This window comes from Methylobacterium variabile (assembly GCF_001043975.1).
Taxonomy (GTDB): Bacteria; Pseudomonadota; Alphaproteobacteria; order Rhizobiales; family Beijerinckiaceae; genus Methylobacterium; species Methylobacterium variabile.
In genome coordinates this window covers 20216-44399 of record NZ_LABY01000184.1, presented here as the reverse complement: position 1 = coordinate 44399, position 24184 = coordinate 20216, and the positions used below count along the sequence as shown (strand labels likewise).

At 68.8% G+C, this 24184-nt stretch carries 19 protein-coding genes and 1 pseudogene; 18 read left to right on the top strand and 2 right to left on the bottom strand.

All coding sequences use genetic code 11. The features are described 5' to 3' along the window. The first annotated feature begins 267 nt into the window (after positions 1-267). The 4 genes from VQ02_RS24875 (at position 268) to VQ02_RS38785 (ending at position 6014) form a co-directional block, all read left to right on the top strand. A complete protein-coding gene (locus VQ02_RS24875; RefSeq protein ID WP_048446919.1) occupies positions 268-2373 on the top strand; it encodes a catalase in 2106 nt (701 codons plus the stop codon). Positions 2374-2821: 448 nt separating this feature from the next. Beyond that, a complete protein-coding gene (locus VQ02_RS24865; protein ID WP_048446917.1) occupies positions 2822-3325 on the top strand; it encodes a YciE/YciF ferroxidase family protein in 504 nt (167 codons plus the stop codon). Positions 3326-3854: 529 nt separating this feature from the next. Then, positions 3855-5042 (top strand): amylo-alpha-1,6-glucosidase, encoded by a 1188-nt coding sequence (locus tag VQ02_RS38790; RefSeq protein ID WP_209437062.1) that lies wholly within the window; start codon positions 3855-3857, stop codon positions 5040-5042. An 18-nt stretch (positions 5043-5060) separates the two neighbouring features. After that, positions 5061-6014 (top strand): amylo-alpha-1,6-glucosidase, encoded by a 954-nt coding sequence (locus VQ02_RS38785; protein ID WP_209437061.1) that lies wholly within the window; start codon positions 5061-5063, stop codon positions 6012-6014. A gap of 46 nt (positions 6015-6060) precedes the next feature. Here the strand turns inward: VQ02_RS38785 and VQ02_RS24855 are convergent, their stop codons facing one another. Together VQ02_RS24855 and VQ02_RS24850 are read right to left on the bottom strand one after the other, a co-directional pair. Next, on the bottom strand, positions 6061-6777 hold the full coding sequence (locus VQ02_RS24855) for a DUF4396 domain-containing protein (protein ID WP_048446916.1): 717 nt from the start codon (positions 6775-6777) through the stop codon (positions 6061-6063). A gap of 111 nt (positions 6778-6888) precedes the next feature. After that, entirely contained in the window at positions 6889-9225 is a 2337-nt protein-coding gene (locus tag VQ02_RS24850; RefSeq protein ID WP_048446915.1) for an FdhF/YdeP family oxidoreductase, read from the bottom strand. A 501-nt stretch (positions 9226-9726) separates the two neighbouring features. Here VQ02_RS24850 and VQ02_RS24845 point away from each other — a divergent pair. From VQ02_RS24845 to VQ02_RS24785, 14 genes and pseudogenes are all read left to right on the top strand, one after another. Beyond that, positions 9727-10386 carry a cytochrome c3 family protein gene (locus VQ02_RS24845; protein ID WP_048446914.1) on the top strand — a complete coding sequence of 220 codons (660 nt, stop codon included), beginning with the start codon at positions 9727-9729 and terminating at the stop codon, positions 10384-10386. Further along, a pseudogene (locus tag VQ02_RS24840) lies at positions 10374-13195 on the top strand (4Fe-4S dicluster domain-containing protein). Before VQ02_RS24845 ends, VQ02_RS24840 begins: the two are co-directional and overlap by 13 nt. Continuing rightward, a complete protein-coding gene (nrfD, locus tag VQ02_RS24835; RefSeq protein ID WP_048446913.1) occupies positions 13192-14541 on the top strand; it encodes an NrfD/PsrC family molybdoenzyme membrane anchor subunit in 1350 nt (449 codons plus the stop codon). The pseudogene VQ02_RS24840 and the gene nrfD overlap by 4 nt, the downstream one beginning before the upstream one ends. 226 nt (positions 14542-14767) lie before the next feature. Next, positions 14768-15283: a DUF3341 domain-containing protein gene (locus tag VQ02_RS24830; protein WP_048446912.1), complete on the top strand. Its 516-nt coding sequence runs from the start codon at positions 14768-14770 to the stop codon at positions 15281-15283. After that, a complete protein-coding gene (locus VQ02_RS24825; protein WP_048446911.1) occupies positions 15280-15825 on the top strand; it encodes a c-type cytochrome in 546 nt (181 codons plus the stop codon). Before VQ02_RS24830 ends, VQ02_RS24825 begins: the two co-directional genes overlap by 4 nt. Then, positions 15822-16346: a hypothetical protein gene (locus VQ02_RS39930; protein ID WP_342447849.1), complete on the top strand. Its 525-nt coding sequence runs from the start codon at positions 15822-15824 to the stop codon at positions 16344-16346. The genes VQ02_RS24825 and VQ02_RS39930 overlap by 4 nt, the downstream gene beginning before the upstream one ends. A 75-nt stretch (positions 16347-16421) precedes the next feature. Continuing rightward, complete coding sequence (locus tag VQ02_RS39925; RefSeq protein WP_342447848.1) at positions 16422-16781, top strand: hypothetical protein; 360 nt, start codon at positions 16422-16424, stop codon at positions 16779-16781. Continuing rightward, positions 16774-17271, top strand: a complete 498-nt coding sequence (locus VQ02_RS24815; protein ID WP_048446910.1) for a hypothetical protein — start codon at positions 16774-16776, stop codon at positions 17269-17271. Before VQ02_RS39925 ends, VQ02_RS24815 begins: the two co-directional genes overlap by 8 nt. Then, entirely contained in the window at positions 17271-18338 is a 1068-nt protein-coding gene (gene coxB / locus VQ02_RS24810; protein WP_048446909.1) for a cytochrome c oxidase subunit II, read from the top strand. Before VQ02_RS24815 ends, coxB begins: the two co-directional genes overlap by 1 nt. 58 nt (positions 18339-18396) lie before the next feature. Next, positions 18397-20088, top strand: a complete 1692-nt coding sequence (ctaD, locus tag VQ02_RS24805) for a cytochrome c oxidase subunit I (RefSeq protein ID WP_048446908.1) — start codon at positions 18397-18399, stop codon at positions 20086-20088. Further along, the gene (locus tag VQ02_RS24800; RefSeq protein WP_048446907.1) at positions 20085-20789 is read left to right on the top strand and encodes a cytochrome c oxidase subunit 3; all 705 of its coding nucleotides are present in this window, start codon (positions 20085-20087) and stop codon (positions 20787-20789) included. The genes ctaD and VQ02_RS24800 overlap by 4 nt, the downstream gene beginning before the upstream one ends. Continuing rightward, positions 20786-21085: a cytochrome C oxidase subunit IV family protein gene (locus tag VQ02_RS24795; protein WP_048446906.1), complete on the top strand. Its 300-nt coding sequence runs from the start codon at positions 20786-20788 to the stop codon at positions 21083-21085. Before VQ02_RS24800 ends, VQ02_RS24795 begins: the two co-directional genes overlap by 4 nt. Before the next feature lie 129 nt (positions 21086-21214). Further along, positions 21215-22159, top strand: coding sequence for an SMP-30/gluconolactonase/LRE family protein (locus VQ02_RS24790; protein ID WP_048446905.1), 945 nt, complete (start codon positions 21215-21217; stop codon positions 22157-22159). A 224-nt stretch (positions 22160-22383) separates the two neighbouring features. Beyond that, entirely contained in the window at positions 22384-24174 is a 1791-nt protein-coding gene (locus VQ02_RS24785; protein ID WP_048446904.1) for a thiamine pyrophosphate-requiring protein, read from the top strand. Positions 24175-24184 lie beyond the last annotated feature (10 nt).

The following is a 24184-nucleotide window of genomic DNA, read 5'->3' as shown; positions in this document are numbered from 1 at the left end:
AGGAGCTCCTCCATCCGGTGGTCCCGCAGCCGCTTAAGAGGATAACTCGGCGAGTTCGAGTGCGAGCTACGCGGGACTGCAGTCTGTTGACCGCTGATCGCCGCAGCAGCCAAAGCTGGACCTATACAGCCGATACGATGGGCGCGCGGCCCTCTGCCCCGGCACGGTATCGGTTGCGCACTGATTCGGTACGGCTGATGTGGCGTGCGACTTGGTGGCGGGGAACAGCGGGCGCAGGCTGCGGTTGCCCCGCCACAGGAGATCGCGATGGGCACACATATTTCCGGTGACCTCACCAGAGCCAAGCTCGGCGAGGAGACCATCCTGAGAGGCGCGGGTGGCGAGACCCATCAGGTCGCAGAGGGCGAAGTCCCCGTGCTGACCACACAGCAAGGCGTTCCCGTCGCAGACGACCAGAACTCCCTTAAGGTCGGGGCGCGCGGGCCGACCTTGCTAGAGGACTTCCACTTCCGCGAGAAGCTCTTCCACTTCGACCACGAACGCATCCCGGAGCGGGTCGTGCACGCCCGCGGCTTCGGCGCGCACGGCTTCTTCGAGACCTACAAGCCGCTCAGCGACCTGACCGCGGCCGACCTGTTCCAGCGCAAGGGCGAGCGGACGCCGGTCTTCGTGCGATTCTCGACTGTGGCGGGAAACAAGGGCTCGCCCGACGTCGCCCGCGGCTTCGCAGTTAAGTTCTATACCCGCAACGGCAACTGGGACCTTGTCGGAAACAACATTCCGATCTTCTTCATCCAGGACGCCATCAAATTCCCAGACCTGGTCCACGCCGCCAAGCAGGAGCCTGACCGCGGTTTCCCGCAGGCGCAGACGGCCCACGACAATTTCTGGGACTTCATCTCGCTCTCCCCGGAGGCCACGCACATGGCCCTCTGGATCATGTCGGATCGTACCATCCCGCGCTCGTTCCGGTTCATGGAGGGGTTCGGCATCCACACCTTCCGGCTAGTCAACGCCGAAGGCCGCTCGACCTACGTCAAGTTTCACTGGAAGCCGAAGCTCGGCCTTCAGTCGGTGGTGTGGAACGAGGCGGTCAAGATCAACGGCGCCGATCCGGACTACCACCGGCGGGACCTCTGGAACGCGATCGAGGCGGGCGACTTCCCCGAATGGGAGCTCGGCATGCAGCTCTTCGACGACGCCTTTGCCGACCAGTTCCCGTTTGATGTGCTTGACGCGACCAAGATCATTCCTGAGGAGGTGCTGCCGGTGCGGCGTGTTGGCCGCCTCGTCCTCGACCGCAACGTCGATAATTTCTTCGCCGAAACCGAGCAGGTCGCCTTCTGCACTCAGAACATTGTGCCGGGAATCGACTTCACCAACGACCCGCTGCTGCAGGGGCGCAACTTCTCCTACCTGGACACGCAGCTCAAGCGGCTCGGCAGCCCGAACTTCACGCACATTCCGGTCAACGCGGCCAAGGTGGAGGTCAACAACTTCCAGCAGGATGGCCACATGGCGATGCGCAATCCGCGGGGCCGGGCGAACTACGAGCCGAACTCCTGGGGGGCGGCAGGCGGCCCGCGCGAGTCGCGCGAACGCGGCTTCCGCTCCTTCGCTGCCGAGGAGGCTGGGCCGAAGCGGCGGATGCGTGCCGAACTGTTTGCCGATCATTACAGCCAAGCCCGGCAGTTCTACATCAGTCAGACCGAAACGGAGCAGACGCACATCAAGAACGCCTTCGTGTTCGAGCTGAGCAAAGTCGAAACCCCGGCGATCCGGGCGCGGATGGTCTCGCACCTTCGGCATGTGGACGAGGATCTGGCCAATCGCGTGGCCGACGGACTTGGCCTCGCCGACCTGCCGCCTGCCGCCGAGCCGGCCCGACCCGTCGTGAAAGACTTGGCCCCCTCGCCGGCGCTCTCGATCCTGCGCAACCCGCCGAAGGCATTCACCGGGCGCAAGGTCGGCGCCCTGGTGACGGATGGGGTGGATGCCGGGTTGCTCGCCGCGCTGCAGTCCGCCGTCGCGCAGGCTGGCGCGATGCTAGAACTCGTCGCGCCCAAGATCGGCGGCGTCATCGCGAGCGACGGCCGTCATCATCCGGCGCATCAGAAGGTGAACGGCGGTCCGTCCGTGCTCTATGATGCAGTGGCTGTCCTGCCCTCCGCCGATGGCGCCCAGCTCCTGGCAAACGAGGCGACCGCGAAGGACTTCGTCAGCGACGCCTACGCGCACGCCAAGTTCATCGCCTATGCCGACTCGGCCAAACCACTGTTCGAGAAGGCGGGGCTTACGGAGCTGGACGAGGGCTTCGTCGCCCTGCATGGTCCAGAGGACACGGCCACATTCCTGAAGGCGTGTGTCACGTTGCGCCACTGGCCTCGAGAGGCGGCTGTCCAGGCCGTGTGACGGACCTATAGAAGGCTGCCCTGTTATCCGCTGCAGGGTATCAGGCTGCTCCCCCACTTGCGGCTTCACCGGATGCTGCCAAGGCTCGTGCATTGTTGACGCAGGTTCGAACACATCCAATCAGGGTCGGTTGGCGGAGCGACGTCGTCCGGCCCGTCCATGAGTGCTGTCGCGGGTCGGGCGAACCATCGTAACGATCATAGCGACGAGCGGGGTGTGCTAAACTTGGCAATCGGAGCCCTTGCCGCCTGTTCAGGCCTCCACGTGGACGCGGGATACGGAGCTAGACAGCTGACTTGGTTGGTACGCTGCAACGGAGGCGCAGGCCCACCTCCGTTCTTCGATCCCGACGCCGACCAAGCCTCGGATGCCGAACTCGGTCTCGCCCCCGGCGTTGTCCCACACAAGGCTCGCATCGCGCGGGCCACTCTGCCGGAGGCGCGCCGCCATGGGCCTGTTCACCGCCGACATCAAGACCCTGGACGACCTGTTCGTCCACACGCTGCAGGACATCTACTACGCCGAGACCCAGATTACCAAAGCTTTGCCTAAGATGATCGCTAAGGCGACAGATCCACAACTGAAACAAGGCTTCGAGACCCACCTGCGCGAAACGGAAGGCCAGATCAAGCGCTTAGAGCAGGTGTTCCAGATGCACGGGCACTCACCGAAGGCGGTGGACTGCCCCGCCATCGACGGCATTATCAAGGAAGCAAACGAGACGGCTGGCGACATCGGCGACAAGAAGGTCCTCGACGCGGCCCTGCTCGCGTCAGCGCAGGCGGTGGAGCACTACGAGATCACCCGCTACGGCACGCTCATCGCCTGGGCCAAGCAGCTCGGCCGGGCGGACTGCGCCAGTGTGCTCCAGCAGAACCTCGAGGAGGAGAAGGCGACTGACGCCAAGCTGACAGCCATGGCCGACAGCAAGGTCAACCAGAAGGCGGCCTGACGCGGGCAGAACGGGGCCGCCCGGTCGAGAGCTGCCCCGCTCCGCTCCAGTCCTGACATGCTCACGTGAGCGGCCAGGTCGCTGACGGTGGGCTGCAAGCTCGATCCATATTGCCCGCGCTGCGCGATCCTGTCCGCCGAGCTTGCTATCCAACGTACCCGCAAGCGCGAAAGACCCCGACACGAGTTTGTGCTGGGACTCTTCTGTAGCCTCGGGATTTCTAAAGCACACGGGACGGACACCGCTTGACCGCCCTGATGAATGTACCGTGACGCGCCGACTTAATCGGGCGCAATATCTTTCTCGCTCTCCCCCTTTCATGCCCTCCCACGGCCTGCGTGGATGACGACGGGCGACATGACGGCTCGGAGAGTCTGGAGCGTCGTGCGGTCGCCACGAGACGGCGTCGTACCCCGAATTTGACTGCTGAAACTCGCACACCACGGGCGATCTTCCAGGCAGTGTCGTGCGTTCAGATCAAGCCGGCTGTGCTCCGGCGTCGCTGGGCATTTCGCGGAGAGGCGCGTGCATGGCCTACGAGATCGGCGTCGGTCCGGCTCAGATCACCATCAACGTCGGCGAGAGCGTGCTCATCACCGAGATCGATGGCCAGATCCATCAGCCGAGCGAACGCGGCCTGTTCTTCCGCGACACCCGCCTCGTCAGTGCCTGGATGGCGACGGTCGACGACCGGCCCTGGCAAGTGCTGAATTCCGCTGCCACCGACCCCTTCGCCGCTCAGGTCGTGCTGGTGAACCCGGTCCTGCCCAAAGACGACGGCGAGGTGCCCGCCGGCAGCATCAGCCTCACCCTGTCGCGCCTGCTCGAGCAGGGCGGCATGCGCGAGACGCTCACGGTGCGCAACCACAACCGCATCCCCGTGCGCCTCTCCCTCGCCGTGCGCTTCTCCTGCGACTTCGCCGACCTCTTCGACGTGAAGGCTCGCCGGATCGTCACGCGCGGCCAAACCTGCAGCCGCTGGTCCTGCGAGAAGGGCTGCATCACGACGGTCCACACCAACGGCAGCTTCCGTCGCGGGCTTTCGGTCGGTCCGGCGGACGGCGCACATCGGCCAGTCCTGCGCGACGGCGCGCTGTGCTTCCTGCTCGAACTCGATCCCCGGCGGTCTTGGAGCACTGACCTCGACTACTGCTGGATCGATGGTGACCGAACGCTCGACGGACCGGGCCTCAGGTTCGCTGAGCGCGAACGGTCCGGGCCGAGCGTCGGCCTTCAGGCTTGGCGCGATGGGGCCACGCGCCTGCGCACGCCGCACATCGGCCTGCAGCAGCTCTACGACCAGTCCTTCGACGACCTCGCCGCTCTGCGGCTGCCCTTCGAGGGCACGGACTTCAACAACTTCGTGCCGGCTGCCGGCATCCCGTGGTTCGCCGCCCTGTTCGGGCGCGACAGCCTGATCACCGCGATCCAGACCGTGCCGATCTACCCGGACTTCGCTCGCGGTGCGCTTGAGCTGCTGGCCCGTTACCAAGCCACCGAGGCGGACGATTCGCGAGACATGCAGCCGGGCAAGATCCCGCACGAACTGCGCCGCGGCGAGATAGCCAGCCTGCACCTGAACCCGTACTGGCCGTACTACGGCACCGCCGACGCCACGCCGCTCTACCTCATCCTGCTGCATCGCGCGTGGCAGTACACGGGCGACCGCGGCCTGATCGAGCGCCACCTTGTCACTGCCGAGCGCTGCCTTGCCTGAATCGACGCAGACGGGGACTTGGATGGAGACGGGTTCCAGGAGTACCGGCGCCGCGCAACCGACGGAGCCGAGAACCAGGGCTGGAAGGACGCGGACAATGCCGTCCTCGACGAGAACGGCAACGACGTGCCCGCGCCGAAGGCGCTGTGCGAGTTACAGGGCTACGTCTACGACGCGTGGCGCCGGATGGCCGCGATGTACGACGCACTCGGCCGGGCGGATCAGGCCCGCGCGTTGAGGGAGAAGGCGCACGATCTGCATCGCCGTTTCAACGCCACCTTCTGGGACGAGGACGCGCAGTTCTACGCCTTGTGCCTCGACCCCGAGAAGCGGCGGGTGATGAGCGTCAGTTCGAACCCCGGTCACCTGCTGTGGTCGGGGATCGTGCCCCCCGAGCGGGCTGCGGCCGTGGCGCGTCGGTTGATGGCCGAGGACATGTTCAGCGGTTGGGGCGTGCGCACGCTGTCGGCGGATCATCCGGCCTACAATCCACACGACTATCAGATCGGAGCAGTCTGGCCGCACGACAACGGCCTGATCGCGATCGGACTGGCTCAGTACAGCTTTCGCACCGAGGCGGCCCGCATCGCGGCTGGCCTGATCGCAGCGGGCGAGCGCTTCATGCTAAACCGTCTCCCAGAGGTGTTCGCCGGGACGAGCCGGGCCGAGTCACCGTTCCCGGTGCAGTATCGCGGTGCGAACGTCCCGCAGGCGTGGGCGGCGGGCTCGGTGTTCAGCCTGCTGCATGCCCTGATGGGCACCTGGGTGGATGCCAAATCCCACACGATCCTGACCGACCCGTACCTGCCGGACTGGCTGCCGGAACTCACCCTGGCGGATTTCAGCGTCAGGAAACAGAAGGTCGATCTGCGCGTGTTCCGCCACGACCGGGAGACCTGCATCGAGATCCTGGGCGGCGAGGGGGTGAAGCTGGTTCGACAGCCCTTCGCCACCGCGGTCGATTACTGCTGATCGATGTGGGGCTTCATTGCCGCGATCGGCCGTCCGGGTGGCGCGGCTACATCCGCTCCTTGATGCCCGACCGCACCAGCCACCAGTTCACCGGATAGCTCGTGAAAAAGCCGGCGATCATGGCGCCCTGCATGGCGAACCAGAACTCGGCCGTGTTCACCGCGGCGCGGTGCCCGAGCAGGTGCCCGAAGAGGTAGAATTGCGCGAAGACCATGAAGCCGTACATGCCGACCTGCCAGGCGACCAGCGAGGCGGTGTCGGCCTTCAGGGCCGCGACGATCCCCTCGCCCGGCGGGAGACTGCGCATCGGCACGATCGCGAAGTACTGGAACACGATGCCGAGCCCGAAGGCGAACAGGAAGTCGAGGATCCAGACCGCATACATCTTCTCGGAGAAGAGCGACTTCCAGCCGAACCAGACCGCCACCGCCGGCACCAGGAAGGCCAGCCACTCGGCGGCGACGTCGCCCAGCATGCAGCCGCTGCCGCAATGGAGCGCGCCCTTGCCGACCATCACCGGGAAGGGTGCCTCGGTTCTGTGGGTCGACGCCGCGTGATGCGCCGCCCTGCTCGCCATCCGGCCATAGCGGAAGTACGCCCAGACGACCGCCCCAGTGCCGAACAGGGCCGTGACGGGCCAAACCACGTTCATGACCGTCATGTGCTGCGGGCGCCGGATTACGTCGATGGAGACGATCAACGCACAGACTGCGCCGACCAGCAGGGCGGCGAGGGAGAGGGCGTCGAGCCAGGCAGGAAACACGAGGGGCCCCTTCGCTGGAAAGGGGCGCAACGGAAGTGCGCTGGCCTTGTTCCGAGAGGGCGGACAAGCCTATCCGACGCCGCTCGTCACGTCAGGGCGCGCCACTCCCCGTCACACCGGATGCGTCGTGTGCCCCGGCGGCTCGCGCCTGTCCGTGACATCCCCCCGCTCGCCCGATGCCCGGATCCGCACCGGCACCGACTTGGCGGCCGGCGTCTTCGACGGCCCGTCGTGGTGCGAGAGCGGCATCAGCGGGTTCATCTCGGGGTAGTAGGCACCGAGACAGCCATCAGGCAGGGCGAACGGCACCACCTTGAGGCCACACACGGCGCGCTCGACCCCGTCTTCGGCATCGCCGACGAGCGAAACGACCTGACCCTCCTGCAGGTTCGCCCGCCGCATCTCGTCGGGGTTGATGAGGAGCACGTCGCGCGTGCCCTCGATCCCCCGCATGCGGTCGCTGTAACCGTAGATGGTGGTGTTGAACTGGTCATTCGAGCGCATCGTGATCAGCCGGTAGCGGCCGGGCGCGTCCGGCCAGCCGGTCGCCGACAGCGTCTCGGGCGTCGTGAAGTCGGCCTTGCCGCTCTGCGTCTTCCAGATCCGCTCGCGGGCCGAGTTGCCCCGGTAGAACCCGCCGGGCGTCCACATCCGCTCGTTGAAGCCGTGGAACTGCTCGGGGTAGGTCTCGGCGATCAGGTCGCGGATCAGCCCGTAATCGCCGACCCACTCGTCCCATTTTACCTTCGGGTTAGGTGCGAGCGTCGCCTTGGCGAAGCCCGCCACGATGTCGACCTCGGACTTGAGGTGCTCGCTGGCGGGCGTGCGGCGTCCGAGCGAGCCGTAGATGCAGCTGAAGGTGTCCTCCATGCTGACGGCCTGCGGCCCGCTCGCCTGCACGTCCTCCTCGGTGCGGCCGCGGCAGGGCAGCAGGTAGGCGATCTCGCCGTTCACCAGGTGGGAGCGGTTGAGCTTGGTGGCGACCTGCACGGTAAGGCGCATCGTCGTCCAGGCCTTTTCCATGCGGTCGCGATCGGGAATGGCGCGCACGAAATTGCCGCCGAGGCCGAAGAAACTCCGGACCTTGCCGGACAGGATGCCCTCGCAGGCCTCGACCGTATTCATGCCCTTGTCGCGCGGCGGGTCGAAGCCAAACTGAGCCGCGTAGCGGTCGAGCGGCACCAGCTCGGGTTTTTCCGTGATGCCGACCGTGCGCTGTCCCTGGACGTTGGAATGGCCGCGCACCGGCGAGATGCCGGTGCCGTCGCGACCGATATTGCCCTTCAGCAGCAGCATGTTCACGAACAGTGCAACGTTCTCGAAGCCGTGCATGTGCTGCGTCAGGCCCATGCCGTAGATGCCGATGACGCGATCCGCCTCGACGTAGACTTGGGCGGCGGCCTCGATATCCTGCCGGCTCAGCCCCGATTCGCGCTCGATCTGGTCCCAGCCGGTCGCCCGGACCTTCGCCTCGAAGGCCTCGAGACCGCTGGTGTGCTGCGCGATGAAATCGACGTCGAGCACGCGCCTGCCCTGCTTGCGCGCCTCGTCATCGGCCGCGAAGACGTGCTTGCAGATCCCCATGAGCACGGCGATGTCGCCGCCGGGCCGGACCTGGTGGTACTGGATGCTGATGCGGGTCTCCTTGCCCGTCAGCATCTCGACCGGGCTCTGCGGGTTGGTGAAGAACTCCAGGCCTCGCTCGCGCACGGGATTGAAGGTGACGATCTTCACGCCTCGCTTGGCCGCCTCCTGCAGCGGGTGCAGGAAGCGCGGGCTGTTCGACCCCGTGTTCTGGCCGAAGAAGAACATCGCGTCGCAGTTCTGGAGATCGTCGAACACCACCGTGCCGACGCCCGCGCCGATCACCTTCTTGAGCGCCACCGAGGTGGTCTCGTGGCACATGTTGGAGGAGTCGGGCAGGTTGTTGCAGCCGTAGAGCCGGGCGAACAGCGCGTAGAGGTAGGACGTCTCCAGGCTCGCGCGCCCCGACGAGTAGAACACGACCGATTTCGGGTCGAGGAGCCTCAGCTCCGACCCGATCTCCCGGAAGGCCTCGTCCCAGCCGCAGGGCACGTACTTGTCGCTGGCGCGATCGTACCGCATCGGATGGGTCAGGCGGCCCTGCTGTTCGAGGTCGTAGTCCGTCCACTCCCGCAGTTCCGTGACCGTGTGCTTGGCGAAGAACTCGGGCGTGCAGCGCCGCGTGGTCAACTCCCACAGGGTCGCTTTGGCGCCGTTCTCGCAGAACTCGAAGGGATGGTAGTTCGCGGGCTTCGCCCAGGAGCAGGACACGCACATGAAGCCCTTGGGCTTGTTCTGCCGGAACAGGGTCTCGGTGGCGAGCGGCGTCGCCCACTCCTTGCCGAAGATCCGGGAGATGCCCCGCACGGAACCCCAGCCGCCGGAGGGGCCGTCGTAATGGGCGATGTCTTCCTCGCCGTGCATTCGCGTTCCTCCGCCTGTGGCCGACCTGCCGACGATACGCTCGCTCTCGGCGACCGGCCCGGTGCCGGCATCCGCCAGCGTATTCGCGATGTCGGGGACCGTCGGCTCGGGTTGCGCGAGGAGACGTCCCGCGTCATGGCTTGACTGGCCGTCATGGCGCGGCCTTCCTGCCTGTTGCAGCCAACAGCTTATTGAACATCTCGTTCCGCCCCCCCGGCCCGGAAATATCGTGCTCTTAAACCATGTTAATTGCTGAATACTGTCAGCTCATGCGATGCAGGATGCGTGCGGGTCGAATTTTTCAGGCGAGCGGAGATTAGCCAGGACGTCCAAGCGGTCGAGGCCATCCGGGGCGGCGAGGACGGCGGGCTCGCCCCCTTCGCACCCGCCGCGGCGGTTCCCCGGCTCCCGTCGACGGAACCTAAATACATATATTGAGTATAAAGATATGGCACGGCGCGCGAACGCCGTCCGGGATCGGGGAGCGAAAGCGCAGGCGGAATGGCGCAGATCTTTCGTCCCGGTGCCGACACCCTGGCGCGCGTCGTCCTCGCGGGCATCGCCGTCGTTCCGGTCCTCGCGGTCGGGATGGCCACCACCCTGTGGCGCTCGCCCTACGCCACCGCCCAGGACGTGACCCGCGAGCAGCCGGTGCCGTTCAGCCACGAGCATCACGTCGGCGGGCTCGGGATCGATTGCCGCTACTGCCACACCTCGGTCGAGAAGGCCGCCTTCGCGGGCATCCCGCCGACGGAGACCTGCATGAGCTGCCACTCGCAGATCTGGACCAACGCGCCGATGCTGGCCCCCGTTCGCACCAGCCTCGCCGAGGGGCGGCCGCTGGTCTGGCGGCGGGTCCACGCCCTGCCGGACTACGTCTACTTCAATCACTCGGTCCACGTCGCCAAGGGCGTCGGCTGCGCGACCTGCCACGGCGCGGTCCAGACCATGAAGCTGGTGCGCCAGGTGGCGCCCCTGACCATGGGCTGGTGCCTCGACTGCCATCGCAACCCGGCTCCGAACCTGCGTCCGCGCGAGGCGGTGTTCGACATGATCTGGACGCCGCCCGATGACCAGGCGGAGCAGGGCGCGCGGCTTGCCGCCGCCTACCACGTGAAATCGCCGGTGCGCTTGAGCGAGTGCTCGATATGCCACCGCTGACCGGCCTCCATCGCCGCGAGGCCCTGCGGCTGCTGGGCGCCGGCATCGCGCTGGCCGCCGGGGGCTGCTCCCGGCCGGACGAGGAGATCCTTCCCTACGTGCGCCAGCCCGAGCAGCTCCTGCCCGGGGTGCCGGCGCGTTACGCCACGGCGCTGCCCCTCGCCGGCTTCGCCCGGGGCGCCCACGCCGTCGCGGTCGACGGCCGTCCGATCAAGATCGAGGGCAACCCGCTCCATCCCGCGAGCCGCGGCGCCACCGACGTCTTCCTCGAAGCCGCAATCCTCGATCTTTACGACCCCGACCGCTCCCGCGCGCCGAGCGAGCGCGTCGCCGGCATCGCCTCGTGGGAGGCCTTCGGCAAGGCCTATGCCCGGCCGCTCTCCGAGGCGCGGGCGCGCCGCGGGGCGGGCTTCCGCTTACTGACCGGGCGGGTCACCTCGCCGACGCTGCTGCGCCAGATCGCGGCCCTGCGGGAGGCGATGCCGGAGGCCGTCTGGCACGTCCACGAGCCGCTCGACGAGGCGAATGCCCGGGCAGGCGCCGCCCTGGCCTTCGGGCGCCCGTTGCGCGCCCTGCCCCGGCTCGATTGGGCCGAGATCGTGGTCTGCCTGGAGGCCGATCCCCTCGGGCCGGGGCCGGATCAGATCCGGCTGTCCTCCGCCCTGATCGAGCGCCGCCGCGATCCCTCCCGGTTCGGCCGGCTCTTCGTCGCGGAAGGCCTGCCGACGCCGACCGGCATCAAGGCCGACGAGCGCCGCGCCCTGGCACCGCCGGCGGTCGCTGCCCTCCTCGTCCACCTCGCCAACGGCTTCGGCGCCGGCCTGCCCGAACCCGCCCTGGCCGAGGCCGAGCGCAAATTCGCGGACAACATCCTGGCGGATCTGCGCGCGCATCACGGCCGCGCGGTGGTGCTCGTCGGCGAGGCGCTGGAGCCCGGCTTCCACACCCTCGCCCACTGGCTCAACGCCCGGCTCGCGGCGCCGGTGGACTGGATCGCGCCGCCCGACACCCTGCCGGACCATCCGCCGGGCGACCTCGCGGGGCTCTGCGGGGACATCGCGGCGGGTCGCGTCTCCTGCCTCGCCATCCTCGGCACGAACCCGGTCCAGACCGCACCGGCCGGCCTCGGTTTCCCGGAGCTGCTGCGCCGGGTGCCGTTCAGCGTCCAGGTCGGCACCCATGCCGACGAGACCGCGGACGGGACCCACTGGCACCTGCCGCTCGCCCACGACCTCGAATCCTGGTCCGACCTGCGGGCGACTGACGGCACGGCGAGCCTCGTCCAGCCGCTGCTGCGGCCGCTCTACGGCGGCCGCTCGGTGCACGAGATCCTGAACCTCCTCACCGGCGCCGAGGCGCGGCGCGGCTACGACATCGTCCGGGAGACCTGGCAGGGCACCTGGGAGCAGCACCGGCGCCCGGACGACCGGGATTTCGACGGGTGGTGGCGCCGCTGCCTGCACGACGGGACGATCCCGGCCAGCGCTGCCGCCCCGGTCGCTGCCCCCGATCCCGTCCTGCCGGCCCTGCCGCCGGCGCCCCCGCCGTGCGACCTCGCCCTTCTCCTCACCCCCGACCCGGCCCTGTGGGACGGGCGCTTCGCCAATAATGCCTGGCTGCAGGAATGCCCGCACCCGGTGACGAAGCAGGTCTGGGGCAACGCGCTCCTCCTCTCGCACGGCGAGGCGGCGCGGCGCGGCCTCGCGGACGGCCAGGGCTGAGCGTCACCGTGAAAGGCGTCTCGGTGGTCGCCCCGGTGGCGGTGGTGTCGGGTGTCGCCGACGGGGTGGCGGGGCTGAGCCTCGGCCATGGCCGGTCCCGCGCCGGGCCGATCGGCACCGGAATCGGGGTCGACGGCTACCGGTTCATGCGGGAGGGACCGGGGCGGCTGATCCGCCGGTTGAGCCTCACAGCCCTCGACGAACGGCACGCGATCCTGCGCACGCAGAATTACACCCAGATCGAGGGCGAGACCGAGAAGCTCTTCCCGCGCATCGACCTCGCGGCGCTCGCCGCACGTGAGCCGAAGGGCACCGGGTCGGACCAGCCGACGCTGCTCGCCCCCTGGACCGGCGACGCCGACGGCCATGCCTGGGGCATGGTGATCGACACCATGGCGTGCATCGGCTGCAACGCCTGCGTGATCGCCTGCCAGTCCGAGAACAACGTGCCGGTGGTCGGTCCCGAGGAGATCGCCCGCGGCCGGATGATGCACTGGCTGCGCGTCGACATCTACGACGCAGGGACACCGGAGCGGATCGAGGCCGGGTTCCAGCCGGTGCCGTGCATGCATTGCGAGCACGCGCCCTGCGAGCCGGTCTGCCCGGTGGCGGCCTCGGTCCATGACGGCGAGGGGCTGAACCTCCAAGTCTACAACCGCTGCGTCGGCACCCGCTTCTGCGAGGCGAACTGCCCCTACAAGGTCCGCCGCTTCAACTTCTTCGGCTACGCCGACGGGCAAGAATACGCCAATCTCGGCGCCGAGCCGGTGCGGGCGCAGCGCAACCCCAACGTCACGGTGCGGAGCCGGGGCGTGATGGAGAAGTGCACCTACTGCATCCAGCGCATCGCCAATGAGCGCCAGGCGGCCGAGCGCGACGGGCGCCCGATGGGTGAGGTCTCGACCGCCTGCCAGTCCGCCTGCCCGACCCGCGCCATCCGCTTCGGCGACCTGAACGCGACGGACAGCCCGGTGGCGGCGCAGCGGGCGGATCCGCGCCACTACGCCCTGATGGAGGAGCTGAACACCCGGCCGCGCACCACCTACCTCGCCGACCTGCGCAATCCCACCCGGGAGGACCGGACGTGAGCGGGCAGCCCCATCCGCTGATCGACGCCGAGCGCCTCGGCTACGGGGCGATCTCAGCCGCCGTCGCCGACCCGATCCAGCACGAGGGTTTTGGCCGCGCCTGGGCGATCGCGCTCCTCTGCACCCTGCCCTTCGTCGTCCTGACGCTCGGCGCCATCGGGGCGGTGCTCACGGTCGGGATCGGGCTGTCGGGGGTGAACACCACCGTGGTCTGGGGCTTCTCGATCGCCAATTACGTCTGGTGGATCGGCATCGGCAACGCCGGCACGCTGATCTCCTCGATGCTGCTGCTGACGCGCCAGCGCTGGCGCGCCTCGATCAACCGCTTCGCCGAGGCGATGACCCTGTTCGCCGCGGCCATCGCCGGGCTGTTCCCGATCATCCATCTCGGCCGGCCGCTCTACGCCTACTGGCTCGCACCCTACCCGAATACCATGGATCTCTGGCCGCAATGGCGCTCGGCCCTGGTCTGGGACTTCTGGGCGATCCTGAGCTACCTCTTGTTCTCCGCCCTGTTCTGGTTCACCGGCCTGCTGCCGGACCTCGCCACCATGCGCGACCGCGCCAGCACGCGGGCCGGCCGGGTGATCTACGGCGCCCTGGCGCTCGGCTGGCGCAACTCCGCCCGGCACTGGCGCGCCTACGAGACCTATCACCTGACCATGGCGGCGCTCGCCGTGCCGCTGGTCTGCTCGGTCCACTCGATCGTCGGGCTCGACTTCGCCGCGAGCCTGATGCCTGGCTGGCAGGAGAGCATCTTCCCGCCCTACTTCGTCGTGGGCGCGATGTTCTCGGGCTTTGCCATGGTGGTGGTGCTGGCGATCCTGATCCGCTGGGGCCTGAGCTTGCAGGCGATGATCACCCCGGCGCATTTCGACGCCATGGCGAAGGTGATGCTGTTCGCCTCGATCGTGATGGCATTCTCCTACGCCACCGAGTGGTTCACCGCTTGGTATGGCGGCGAGCATGCCGACCGCACGGTGATCGGCTACTTCTTCACCGGCGACTACGCCCCGCTCTACGGCCTGCTGCTGTTCTGCAATTGTCTGGCGCCGCAGGCGCTGTGGTGGCGGCGGGTGCGGCGGAACCTGTGGTGGCTCGCCGGGATCTCGGTGCTGATCAATGTCGGCATGTGGCTCGAGCGGATCCTGATCGTCTGGAACACGCTTTCGCACGGCCACGCCGTCACGCTCTGGCGGACCTACCACACCAGCCTCTACGACCTCGCCATCCTCATCGGCCCGCTCGGGCTGTTCGCCTTCCTGTTCCTGGTGCTGGCGCGCCTGCTGCCGATCGTCTCGATGCACGAGGTGCGGCAGCTGGCGCGGGACGAGGGGGCGGCGTGATGGATCAGCGCCGACATCAACCCTCCCCCCTCTGCGGGGGAGAGTGGCGAGCGAAGCGAGCCGGGAGAGGGGCAGCGCGACGCTTCAAGACGCGGCACCCTTCAGAACGGTTCAGCCTTATCCGGAAGCGGCGTCCCCTCTCCCGCCCCACTCCGTGGGGCACCCTCCCCCGCAGAGGGGGGAGGGTTGGCGGCGGCCGGCGCGACATCCTCCGGGAGGTGCGCCCGTGACCACGCCCCTCCTCGCCGAGTTCGACAGCCCCGACGCCCTCGTCGCCGCCTGGCGCCGCGCCCGCAGCGAAGGCCACCGCGCCATCGACGCCTTCACGCCGTTCCCCCTCGAAGAACTCGCCGAGGCCTTCGATCCCGCCCCCCGCCGGATCCGGCCCGTCATGGCGCTCGCCGGGTTCGGCGCCGCGGCCGCGCTCTACGCCCTGCAATGGTGGAGCGCCGTCCACGATTACCCGCTGAATTCCGGCGGCCGGCCGCTGCATAGCTGGCAGGTCTTCGTGCTGGTGCCGTTCGAGGTCGGGGTGCTGGCCGCAGCCGTCGCGGGATTCGTGGCCCTTCTCGTCACGTGCGGGCTGCCGCGGCTGCATCATCCGCTGTTCGTGATGCCGCAATTCGAGCGGGCGAGCCAGGATCGCTTCCTGCTCCTCGTGGAGCCGAAGGGCGACCCAAAATCCCTGCGCCGGCTCCTTGAGGAGGCCGGGGCCGGACTGGTGGCGGAGACGCATCCGTGACCGGCCGGAGCCTGCTCCCCGTCCTGCTTTTGTCGCTCCTGCTGCTCGGCGCCTGCGACGACCTCTCGATGACGCAGCAGAAGCGCTACGACGTCTATCGCCGCGCCGAACTCTGGGCCGACGGGGCCGAAGCCCGTACCCCTCCGGACGGGACGGTGCAGCAGGGGGCGCTCGCCGACGAGGCCGCTCTGGCCGATCCGCGCCCCATCGATGCCGCCCTGCTCCAGCGCGGGCGCGAGCGCTACGAGGCGATCTGCACCCCCTGCCACGGGCTCACCGGGCACGGCGACGGCATGATCGTCGCCCGCGGCTTCCCCAAGCCGCCCTCCTACCACGACGACCGCCTGCGGGCGGCGCCCGCCCGCTACTTCGTCGACGTCATCACGAACGGGTACGGCACGATGTATCGGTACGCGAACCGGGTCGAGCCGCGGGACCGCTGGGCGATCGCCGCCTATATCCGCGCGCTCCAGCTCTCCCAGGGTGCCCGCGTCGCCGAGGTGCCGGGGCTGGCGGGGAAGATTCCGGAGGCGCGCCCGTGACCGAGGCCCTCGCCCGCGGCTGGCTCCTCGCCTGGATCGCCTTCGGCACCGCCCCCGCCGGCAGCCTGGTGCTGCTGCTCGTCCACCGCATCACCGGCGGGCGTTGGGGCGAGGCGCTGGGGCCATGCTTACGCCCCGTCGCCGCGCTCCTGCCGCTCGTCGCCCTCGGCTTCCTCGGCGTGGCGGTGGCGCTGCCGGCGCTCTATCCGTGGGCGGCAGATCCGGGCGCGGTGAAGCCGGAGGTCGCCGCCCTCTACCTCAGCCCGGCCCTGTTCACGGCCCGCGGCGCGGTCGCGCTCCTCGGCTGGGCGGTGCTGGCCGGGCTGATGCTGTCGGGGCGCGCCTCGCGCCTCGTCGCCGGCCTCGGCCTCGCCGTCTACGGCCTGACCATCAGCCTCGTGCCGGTGGACTGGATCCTGTCGCTGGAGCCGCGTTTCACCTCGTCGGCTTTCGGCGCCGGGTTTGCCCTGCACCAACTCCTTGCCGCACTGGCGCTCGCGACGATCGCGAGCCCGAAGTGACTCGACGAGCAGACCGCGCCCGACCTCGCCAACCTGCTCCTCGCGACGCTGCTCGGCGTCCTCTACATCGGCCTGATGTCCTACGTGGTCGCCTGGTACGGCGACCTGCCGCCGAAGGCCGCCTACTACCTGCGGCGCGAGGCCGGCCCCTACCCGGCCGTGATCGGGATGGCGGTCGCGGCCGGCGGGGTCGTCCCGTTTCTGCTCCTGCTCCTCGGGGCGGTGCGCCGCAGTCCGGGGGCCCTGCGGCTCGTCGGCGTCCTCGTCCTCGTCGGGCTGGCCCTTCGCCTCTGCTGGCTGGTCCTGCCGGCCTGGGGGGCGCAGGCCGGCGGAGCGGTAGTCGCCGCCGGCCTGTGGCTCGCCGGCCTCGTCGCCGTGGCGCTCCTCGGCCTTCGCCTTGCCGGCCGGATCGAGCGGAGGCTCCGGCATGCCTGAAGCCTCCGCTCCTGTGCGCGACGACGCGGCCGGCCATGCCGAGGGGCCGCCGGAGGCGCCGGACATCCGGCTGAAGCCGGTGCTGCTCACCGGTCTGTTCATCGTGGTCTTCGTCGCCGTGACGCTCGCGGGCGTGCGCGTCTACCGCGACACGGTCATCACCAGCCCCAACACCGAGCCGGCCCGCACCTTCGACGGCCCCGCCCTGCAACGCGACCCGCAGGCCGACCTCGCCCGCCTCCTCGCCGACCAGCGCCGGCGCCTGGAGACTTACGCCTGGGTCGACCGGGCCCACGGCATCGCCCGCATGCCGGTGACGGAGGCAATGCGGCTCCTCGCCGGGCGCGGGGCACAGGCCTACGCCGCCCCGCTCCAGCCCGAGCGCGTGCCGCCCCTCGGCAGCCGCGGCGGCGCCGCAAGCCCGCTGCCGCCGCCCGGCACCGTCGCCGCGTCGCCCCAAGAGGCGGCCTCGCAGAAGGAGGGGCGCTGATGTTCGGCCGCCTGATGCCCGAATCGGCCTCCCTCCAGGCGGTGCTGACCGACCGGATCCTCATCGGGCTCACCATCGCCTCGGCCCTGATCCTCGCCCTGGTGGTCGGGCTGCTCCTGTTCTTCTCGATCCGCTTCCGCCGCGGCTCCAAGGCGAACCGTCATCCCCTCCCTGAGAACGTCTCGCGCGAGTTCGAGATCGGCTGGACCGCCGCGACGATCTTTTTGTTCGTGTTCGTCTTCTGGTGGGCCGCCTCGGCGGAGATCGGCGCCTACTCGGTGCCGCCGAACGCCATCGAGATCCACGTCGTCGCCAAGCAGTGGATGTGGAAGACGCAGGCCTCGAACGGGGCCCGCGAGATCAACGAGCTGCACGTGCCGGTGGACCGGCCGGTCAAGCTCATCATGACCTCGCAGGACGTGATCCACTCGTTCTTCGTCCCGGCCTTCCGGCTCAAGCGCGACGTGCTGCCCGACCAGCAGACCGAGGCCTGGTTCCAGGCGACCAAGACCGGCACCTTCCACCTGCTCTGCACCGAGTATTGCGGCACCGACCACGCCCGGATGCTCGGCCGGGTGATCGTGATGGAGCCCGAGGCCTACGCTCGATGGCTGTCGGTCCAGCCCGAGGGCGACGACCTCGCCCACCAGGGCGAGCGGCTGTTCTCGGAGCGCGGCTGCGCCGGCTGCCACGCGCCGGGCTCGGCCGTGCACGCGCCGAGCCTCGCAGGCATCTGGGAGCGCCCGGTGCCGCTCGAAGGCGGCCGCTTCGCCACCGCCGACGCCGCCTATATCCGCGACTCGATCCTCCAGCCCGGCCGCGACGTGGTGGCGGGCTACGCACCCGTCATGCCGAGCTATGCCGGCCTCCTCGACGACGGCGAGATCCAGGCGATCACCGCCTATATCCGCGCGCTCGGCTCCGAGCCCGGCGTGGTGCGAAGCCTCGGCACGCCGGAGGTGCGCTCGAACGTGCCCGGCGGGGTGCGCGAGCGCAGCACCGCGATGGTGCCGGGGGCGCCGGTTCTCGATCAGCCCGCCCCGGCGGGACCGGCGGTGCGGCCGTGAGCGCCACGGCCCTCTCCCCTTCCCCTCAGCGGGGGGAGGGACAAGAAGGAAGCTCCTCATGAGCACCACAGCCAGCCCCACCGGCCTCGCCGACCCGGACGAGCTCGACCTGCGGCTGCCGGTCAGCTACCTCGCCGACGGGCACAGCGTCCGCTCCTGGCTCCTCACCACCGACCACAAGCGGATCGCGATCCTCTACGCGGTCACCATCACGCTGTTCTTCTTCATCGGCGGCGCAGCGGCCACGCTGGTGCGGCTCGAACTCGCGACCCCCGAGGCGGATGTGCTGCGGGCCGACACCTACAACAAGCTGTTCACGCTGCACGGCGTGGTGATGGTGTGGTTCTTCCTGATCCCGAGCATCCCCAACACGCTGGGCAACTTCCTCGTCCCGCTGATGATCGGGGCCCGGGACGTCGCCTACCCGAAGCTGAACCTGATCAGCTGGTACCTCAACGTCGGCGGGGGATCGCTCGCCGTCGCGGCGCTGCTGCTCGGCGGGGTCGATACCGGCTGGACCTTCTACGTCCCCTATTCCACGGTGTTCTCCAACACCTGGGTCTCGCTCACCGTACTCGGCGTGTTCACCACCGGCTTCTCGTCGATCGCGACGGGCGTGAACTTCATCGCCACCATCCACCTGCTGCGGGCGCCGGGAATGACCTGGTTCCGGCTGCCGCTCTTCGTCTGGGCGATGTACACGACGAGCCTGATGTTCGTGCTGGCCACCCCCGTGCTCGCCGTGACCCTGCTCTTGGTCGTCGCCGAGCGCACCTTCGGGCTGCCGATCTTCGATCCGGCCCGCGGCGGCGACCCGGTGCTGTTCCAGCACCTGTTCTGGTTCTACTCGCACCCGGCAGTCTACATCATGGTCCTGCCGGCGATGGGGGTCGTCTCGGAGCTGATCACCTGCTTCTCGCGCCGGAAGGTCTTCGGCTACACCTTCATGGTCTACGCCCTGGTGGCGATCGCAGTGATCGGCTTCTTCACCTGGGGCCACCACATGTTCACCTCGGGGATGTCGCCCTACGCCGCCCTGGTGTTCTCGTTCCTGTCTTTCGTCGTGGCGGTGCCGTCGGCGATCAAGGTGTTCAACTGGACCGGCACGCTCTATCGCGGCCAGGTTGGTTTCGAATCGCCGATACTCTACGCGCTCGGGTTCGTCGGGCTGTTCACTCTCGGCGGCCTCACCGGCCTGTTCCTCGCCTCGATCCCGATCGACGTCCACGTCCAGGACACCTACTTCGTCGTCGCGCATTTCCACTACATAATGGTCGGCGCCTCGGTCTCGGCCTATTTCGGCGGCCTGCACTTCTGGTGGCCGAAGATCACCGGCCGGACCTATCCCGAGACCTGGGCGCGCTTCGCCGCGATCCTGATGTTCTTCGGCTTCAACCTAACCTTCTTCCCGCAATTCATCGCCGGCTACCTCGGGATGCCGCGGCGCTACCACGTCTACCCGCCGGAATTCCAGATCTGGAACGTGCTGTCCTCGGCCGGCGCCGCGGTGCTGGCGGTGGCCTACCTGATGCCGCTCGGCTACCTGACCTGGTCGCTGCTGTTCGGGGAGCGCGCGACCAACAACCCCTGGGACGCGACCGGCCTTGAGTGGCGCACATCCTCGCCGCCGCCGCGGCAAAACTTTTTCGGCTCGCCGCGGGTCCAGGGCGGGCCCTACAACTACCACCCGGAAGGCGTCGCCCCGATCCACGACCAGCCGCGGCTTCCCTCGCAGGGGTCGCTGACATGAGCAGCGCGGACGTCGAGGCCCGCCCCCGGGAAGGGCACCCCGACATTGAGGCTCGCTTGCGCGAGCCCTGGAGCGACCTGGAGACCGATCACGCGACCGCCTTCGCGCGCCAGCGCGCCGGCGCCACCTTCGGGATCTGGATCTTCCTGGCGAGCGAGGTGCTGTTCTTCGGCGCCCTATTCCTGACCTACACGGCGGCCCGGCTCGCGAACCAGGAGGCCTTCGCGGCAGCGGGCCGCGAGACCAACATCGTCTACGGCACGCTCAACACCGCGATCCTACTCACCAGCAGCCTCACCATGGCGGTCGCGTCGCAAGCCGCCGAGAAGGGGCTGTTCCGCCGCCTCACCCTGGGATGCCTCGCCGCCACAGCGGCCCTCGGCCTCGCCTTCCTGGTGGTGAAGGGCTTCGAGTACCGCGAGGACATCGAGAAGCACCTGGTGCCGGGCGCGCATTTCGCGCTCGCCCAGGCGCCGGCCCAGATCTTCTTCGCCTTCTACTGGCTCGTCACGGTGGTGCACGCGATCCACCTCAGCATCGGCATAGGCCTGGTGACGCGGCTGATCGCGAAGGGCCGGCGCGACCCGGACTTCCTGAAGGAGAATCCGCAGGTCGAGGTCACGGCGCTGTACTGGCACCTCGTCGATCTGGTCTGGGTCTTCCTCTACCCGATGCTCTACCTGCCGGGACGGTCCGGATGAGTACTGGTCACGAGACTCCCAGCGACCTGTGGCGCCGCAACCTGCCGGTCTGGGTCGCCCTGATGGCGCTCCTGGCGCTCAGCGCCTGGGCCGCCTACTGGCCGTTCGGGCGCATCGACACGGCGGTGGGCTTTGCCGTCGCCGGGGTCAAGGCGGCGCTCGTCGCCCTGGTGTTCATGCAGCTCAGGCACGCCAGCGGCCTCGTCCGCGTCGTCGCCGCCTGCGGCCTGTTCTGGGCCGCGATCCTGTTCACCCTGACGCTCGCCGACGTGCTGAGCCGGATGGTGAACCGGTGAGAGGCACCGGGAGCGCATCGCCGGAGGCGAACAAGCCTGGTCGGCTCCGGTTGTCGCGTAAGGGGGCCGGGCACGGTGCGCTTCGCCGAGAGAGACCTGATCGCCGAGAGACCTGATCGCGAGGGCGCAATGACCGCCGAACCCGCCTCGACCCTGCTGCGCCGACCCGGTCCGCCGGATCCCGTTCCGGATGTCGATCCGCCGAAGGCCTTCGACCCGCGTTTCGCCGGAGCGGTCCTACCCGATGCCCGCCTCGTCTCGCTTTACGATCAAGCGGTCTTCGGCGAGGGGCCGGTATGGTGGCCGGCACGGGGCATCCTGGTATGGTCGGACATCGAGGGCCGGCGCGTGCTCGGCTGGCGTCCGGACGGCTGCGTGCGGGTCGTGATCGACGCGAGCCCCTTCATCAACGGCAACACGGTCGATCGCAACGGCGACCTGATCCACTGCGAGCACGGCAACCGCCGCCTGTCGCGCACGACGCCGGACGGACGCTACTCCGCGATAGTCGAGACCTACGAAGGCCGTCGCTTCAACGCTCCCAACGACGTGGTCTGCGCCGCCGACGGCGCCCTGTGGTTCACCGACCCGGCCTACGGCCTGCGCCAGCCCCGGCAGGGCGCGCTGGCCACCTCGGATCTCGGCCATCACAGCGTCTACCGGGTCGATCCGGACACGGCCCGAGCGCACCGCATGGCCGATCTCGGCCAGCCGAACGGCCTCGCCTTCGCGCCGGACGGGCGCACGCTCTACGTCAGCGACACCTCCCGCACCGAGGGCGGCGACGGGCACACCATCCACGCCTTCGCGGTCTACGACGATGCCAGCCTCGGCCCGCCGCGCGTCTTCGCCGAGATTGAGCCGGGCGTGCCCGACGGCTTCCGCGTCGACCGCCGCGGCTGGATCTGGACCAGTTCGGGATCGGGGGTGCAGGTCTTCTCCGCGGACGGCGAGCGTCTCGGGCTGATTCCGACGCCGCAGACCTGCTCGAATTGCTGCTTTAGCCCAGGGGAGCGGCGGCTGTTCATCACCGCGCAAGCACACCTCTACGCCCTCGACCTCGCGGATGGATGAGTCGGGCCCGGCAAGCCCCACCGAGCATGCGGTGCCGGGCCGTCCATGTCGGACGGAAACCATCCGGTACGATCCGGAAACATCTGGATCAGGAACATCCCCAGAGTATGCCGGTTAGCCCCGCAACAGAGGCAGTGCCCCTGGGGCACGTGGAAGAGCCGGTCGCCGCATCCGCCGCCATGCCCCAGCGGGACTGCGGCGCTGCCCGGCCCCGAGGAGCAGCCATGGCCGACGCCGTCGCGGATTTCTTCTGGAAGCGTCTCGCCGAGTGGGGGGTGAAGACGATCTTCGGCTACCCGGGCGACGGCATCAATGGGCTGCTCGGCGCGCTCCAGCGCAACGACCTGCCGTTCGAGTTCATTCAGGTCCGCCACGAGGAGATGGCGGCCTTCATGGCGACCGCCTACGCCAAGTTCACCGGCGAGGTCGGCGTCTGCCTCGCGACCTCTGGCCCTGGGGCGACGCACCTGCTCACCGGCATGTACGACGCCTATTCCGACCACGTGCCGCTGCTCGCCATCGCCGGCCAGCAGGCGCGCAACGTCAACGGCGCCCACTACCAGCAGGAACTCGACCTCACCAGTGTCTACAAGGATGTAGCCGCCTACGTGCAGCAGGCCGCCTCCCCGGCCTCGGTGCGCCACATCGTCGACCGGGCGATGCGCATCGCCAAGGCCGAGCGCAAGGTCGCGGCGATCATCCTGCCGAACGACCTCCAGGACGTCCCCTACGAGGCGCCGGTGCGCAAGCACGGCAATACCTTCTCCGGCGTCGGCTGGACCGCCCCGAAGGTCGTGCCGTTCGAGGCAGATCTTCGTCGGGCGGCCGACGTGCTGAACGCCGGCGAGAAGGTCGCGATCCTGGTCGGCGCCGGTGCGCTCCATGCCACCGACGAGGTGATCGCGGTGGCCAACCGCCTCCAGGCCGGTGTCGCCAAGGCGCTGCTCGGCAAGGCGGCGCTTCCCGACGACCTGCCCTTCGTGACCGGCACGATCGGGCTTCTCGGCTCCAAGCCCTCCTCCGACATGATGGCGGAGTGCGACACGCTGCTGATGATAGGCTCCGGCTTTCCCTGGGCCGAGTTCCTGCCGCAGGAGGGCCAGGCCCGCGGCGTGCAGATCGACCTCGCGCCCGAGATGCTGTCGCTACGCTACCCGATGGAGGTGCCGCTCCAGGGCGAGTCGGCCGAAACCCTGCGCGCGCTGCTGCCGCTCCTCGAACAGAAGAAGGAGGGCGGCTCCTGGCGCGAGGGCATCGAGAACGGCGTCGTCTCCTGGTGGAAGGAGGCCGAGGACCGCGCGATGGCCAAGGCCAACCCGGTCAACCCGCAGCGGGTGACCTGGGAACTCTCGCCGCGGATGCCCGACCGGGTGATCGTCACCTCGGATTCCGGCTCCTGCGCCAACTGGTACGCCCGGGACCTGAAGATGCGCCGCGGCCAGATGTGCTCGCTGTCGGGCGGGCTCGCCTCGATGGGGGCGGCGGTGCCCTACGCCATCGCCGCCAAGGTAGCGCATCCGGACCGGCCGGTGATCGCGCTCGTCGGCGACGGCGCTATGCAGATGAACAACATGGCCGAGCTGATCACGGTGGCGAAGTACATGCACCGCTGGCCCAACAAGACCTGGATCTGCTGTGTCTTCAACAACGAGGACCTGAACCAGGTGACCTGGGAGCAGCGGGTGATGGAGGGCAACCCAAAATTCGAGGCGAGCCAGACGATCCCGAACGTGCCCTACCACAAGTTCGCTGAGCTGATCGGGCTGCGCGGCATCTACGTCGACGATCCCGCCAGGATGGGCGCGGCATGGGACGAGGCGCTGGCGAGCTCGGTGCCGGTGGTGCTGGAGGTCAAGACCGACCCGGAGGTGCCGCCGCTGCCGCCGTTCTTCACCTTCGAGCAGGTGAAAAATTACATGTCGATGCTGGGCAAAGGCGACCCGAAGGAGCGCCACCTCTTGGTCGACACCGCCCGGCAGGTGCTGAGTTCGGTCCTGCCCGGCAGCAAGAGCTGAGACCCGGCGC

Excerpts from the sequence above, each read along its gene's own strand:
- VQ02_RS24845 (WP_048446914.1), top strand. The coding sequence starts at position 9,727 with ATGGCGCAGATCTTTCGTCCCGGTGCCGACACCCTGGCGCGCGTCGTC.
- VQ02_RS24785 (WP_048446904.1), top strand. The coding sequence starts at position 22,384 with ATGGCCGACGCCGTCGCGGATTTCTTCTGGAAGCGTCTCGCCGAGTGG.
- ctaD (WP_048446908.1), top strand. The coding sequence starts at position 18,397 with ATGAGCACCACAGCCAGCCCCACCGGCCTCGCCGACCCGGACGAGCTC.
- VQ02_RS24815 (WP_048446910.1), top strand. The coding sequence starts at position 16,774 with ATGCCTGAAGCCTCCGCTCCTGTGCGCGACGACGCGGCCGGCCATGCC.
- VQ02_RS24875 (WP_048446919.1), top strand. The coding sequence starts at position 268 with ATGGGCACACATATTTCCGGTGACCTCACCAGAGCCAAGCTCGGCGAG.
- coxB (WP_048446909.1), top strand. The coding sequence starts at position 17,271 with ATGTTCGGCCGCCTGATGCCCGAATCGGCCTCCCTCCAGGCGGTGCTG.
- VQ02_RS24865 (WP_048446917.1), top strand. The coding sequence starts at position 2,822 with ATGGGCCTGTTCACCGCCGACATCAAGACCCTGGACGACCTGTTCGTC.
- VQ02_RS24795 (WP_048446906.1), top strand. The coding sequence starts at position 20,786 with ATGAGTACTGGTCACGAGACTCCCAGCGACCTGTGGCGCCGCAACCTG.
- VQ02_RS24850 (WP_048446915.1), bottom strand. The coding sequence starts at position 9,225 with ATGCACGGCGAGGAAGACATCGCCCATTACGACGGCCCCTCCGGCGGC.
- VQ02_RS24790 (WP_048446905.1), top strand. The coding sequence starts at position 21,215 with ATGACCGCCGAACCCGCCTCGACCCTGCTGCGCCGACCCGGTCCGCCG.
- VQ02_RS38790 (WP_209437062.1), top strand. The coding sequence starts at position 3,855 with ATGGCCTACGAGATCGGCGTCGGTCCGGCTCAGATCACCATCAACGTC.
- VQ02_RS39925 (WP_342447848.1), top strand. The coding sequence starts at position 16,422 with ATGTCCTACGTGGTCGCCTGGTACGGCGACCTGCCGCCGAAGGCCGCC.
- VQ02_RS24800 (WP_048446907.1), top strand. The coding sequence starts at position 20,085 with ATGAGCAGCGCGGACGTCGAGGCCCGCCCCCGGGAAGGGCACCCCGAC.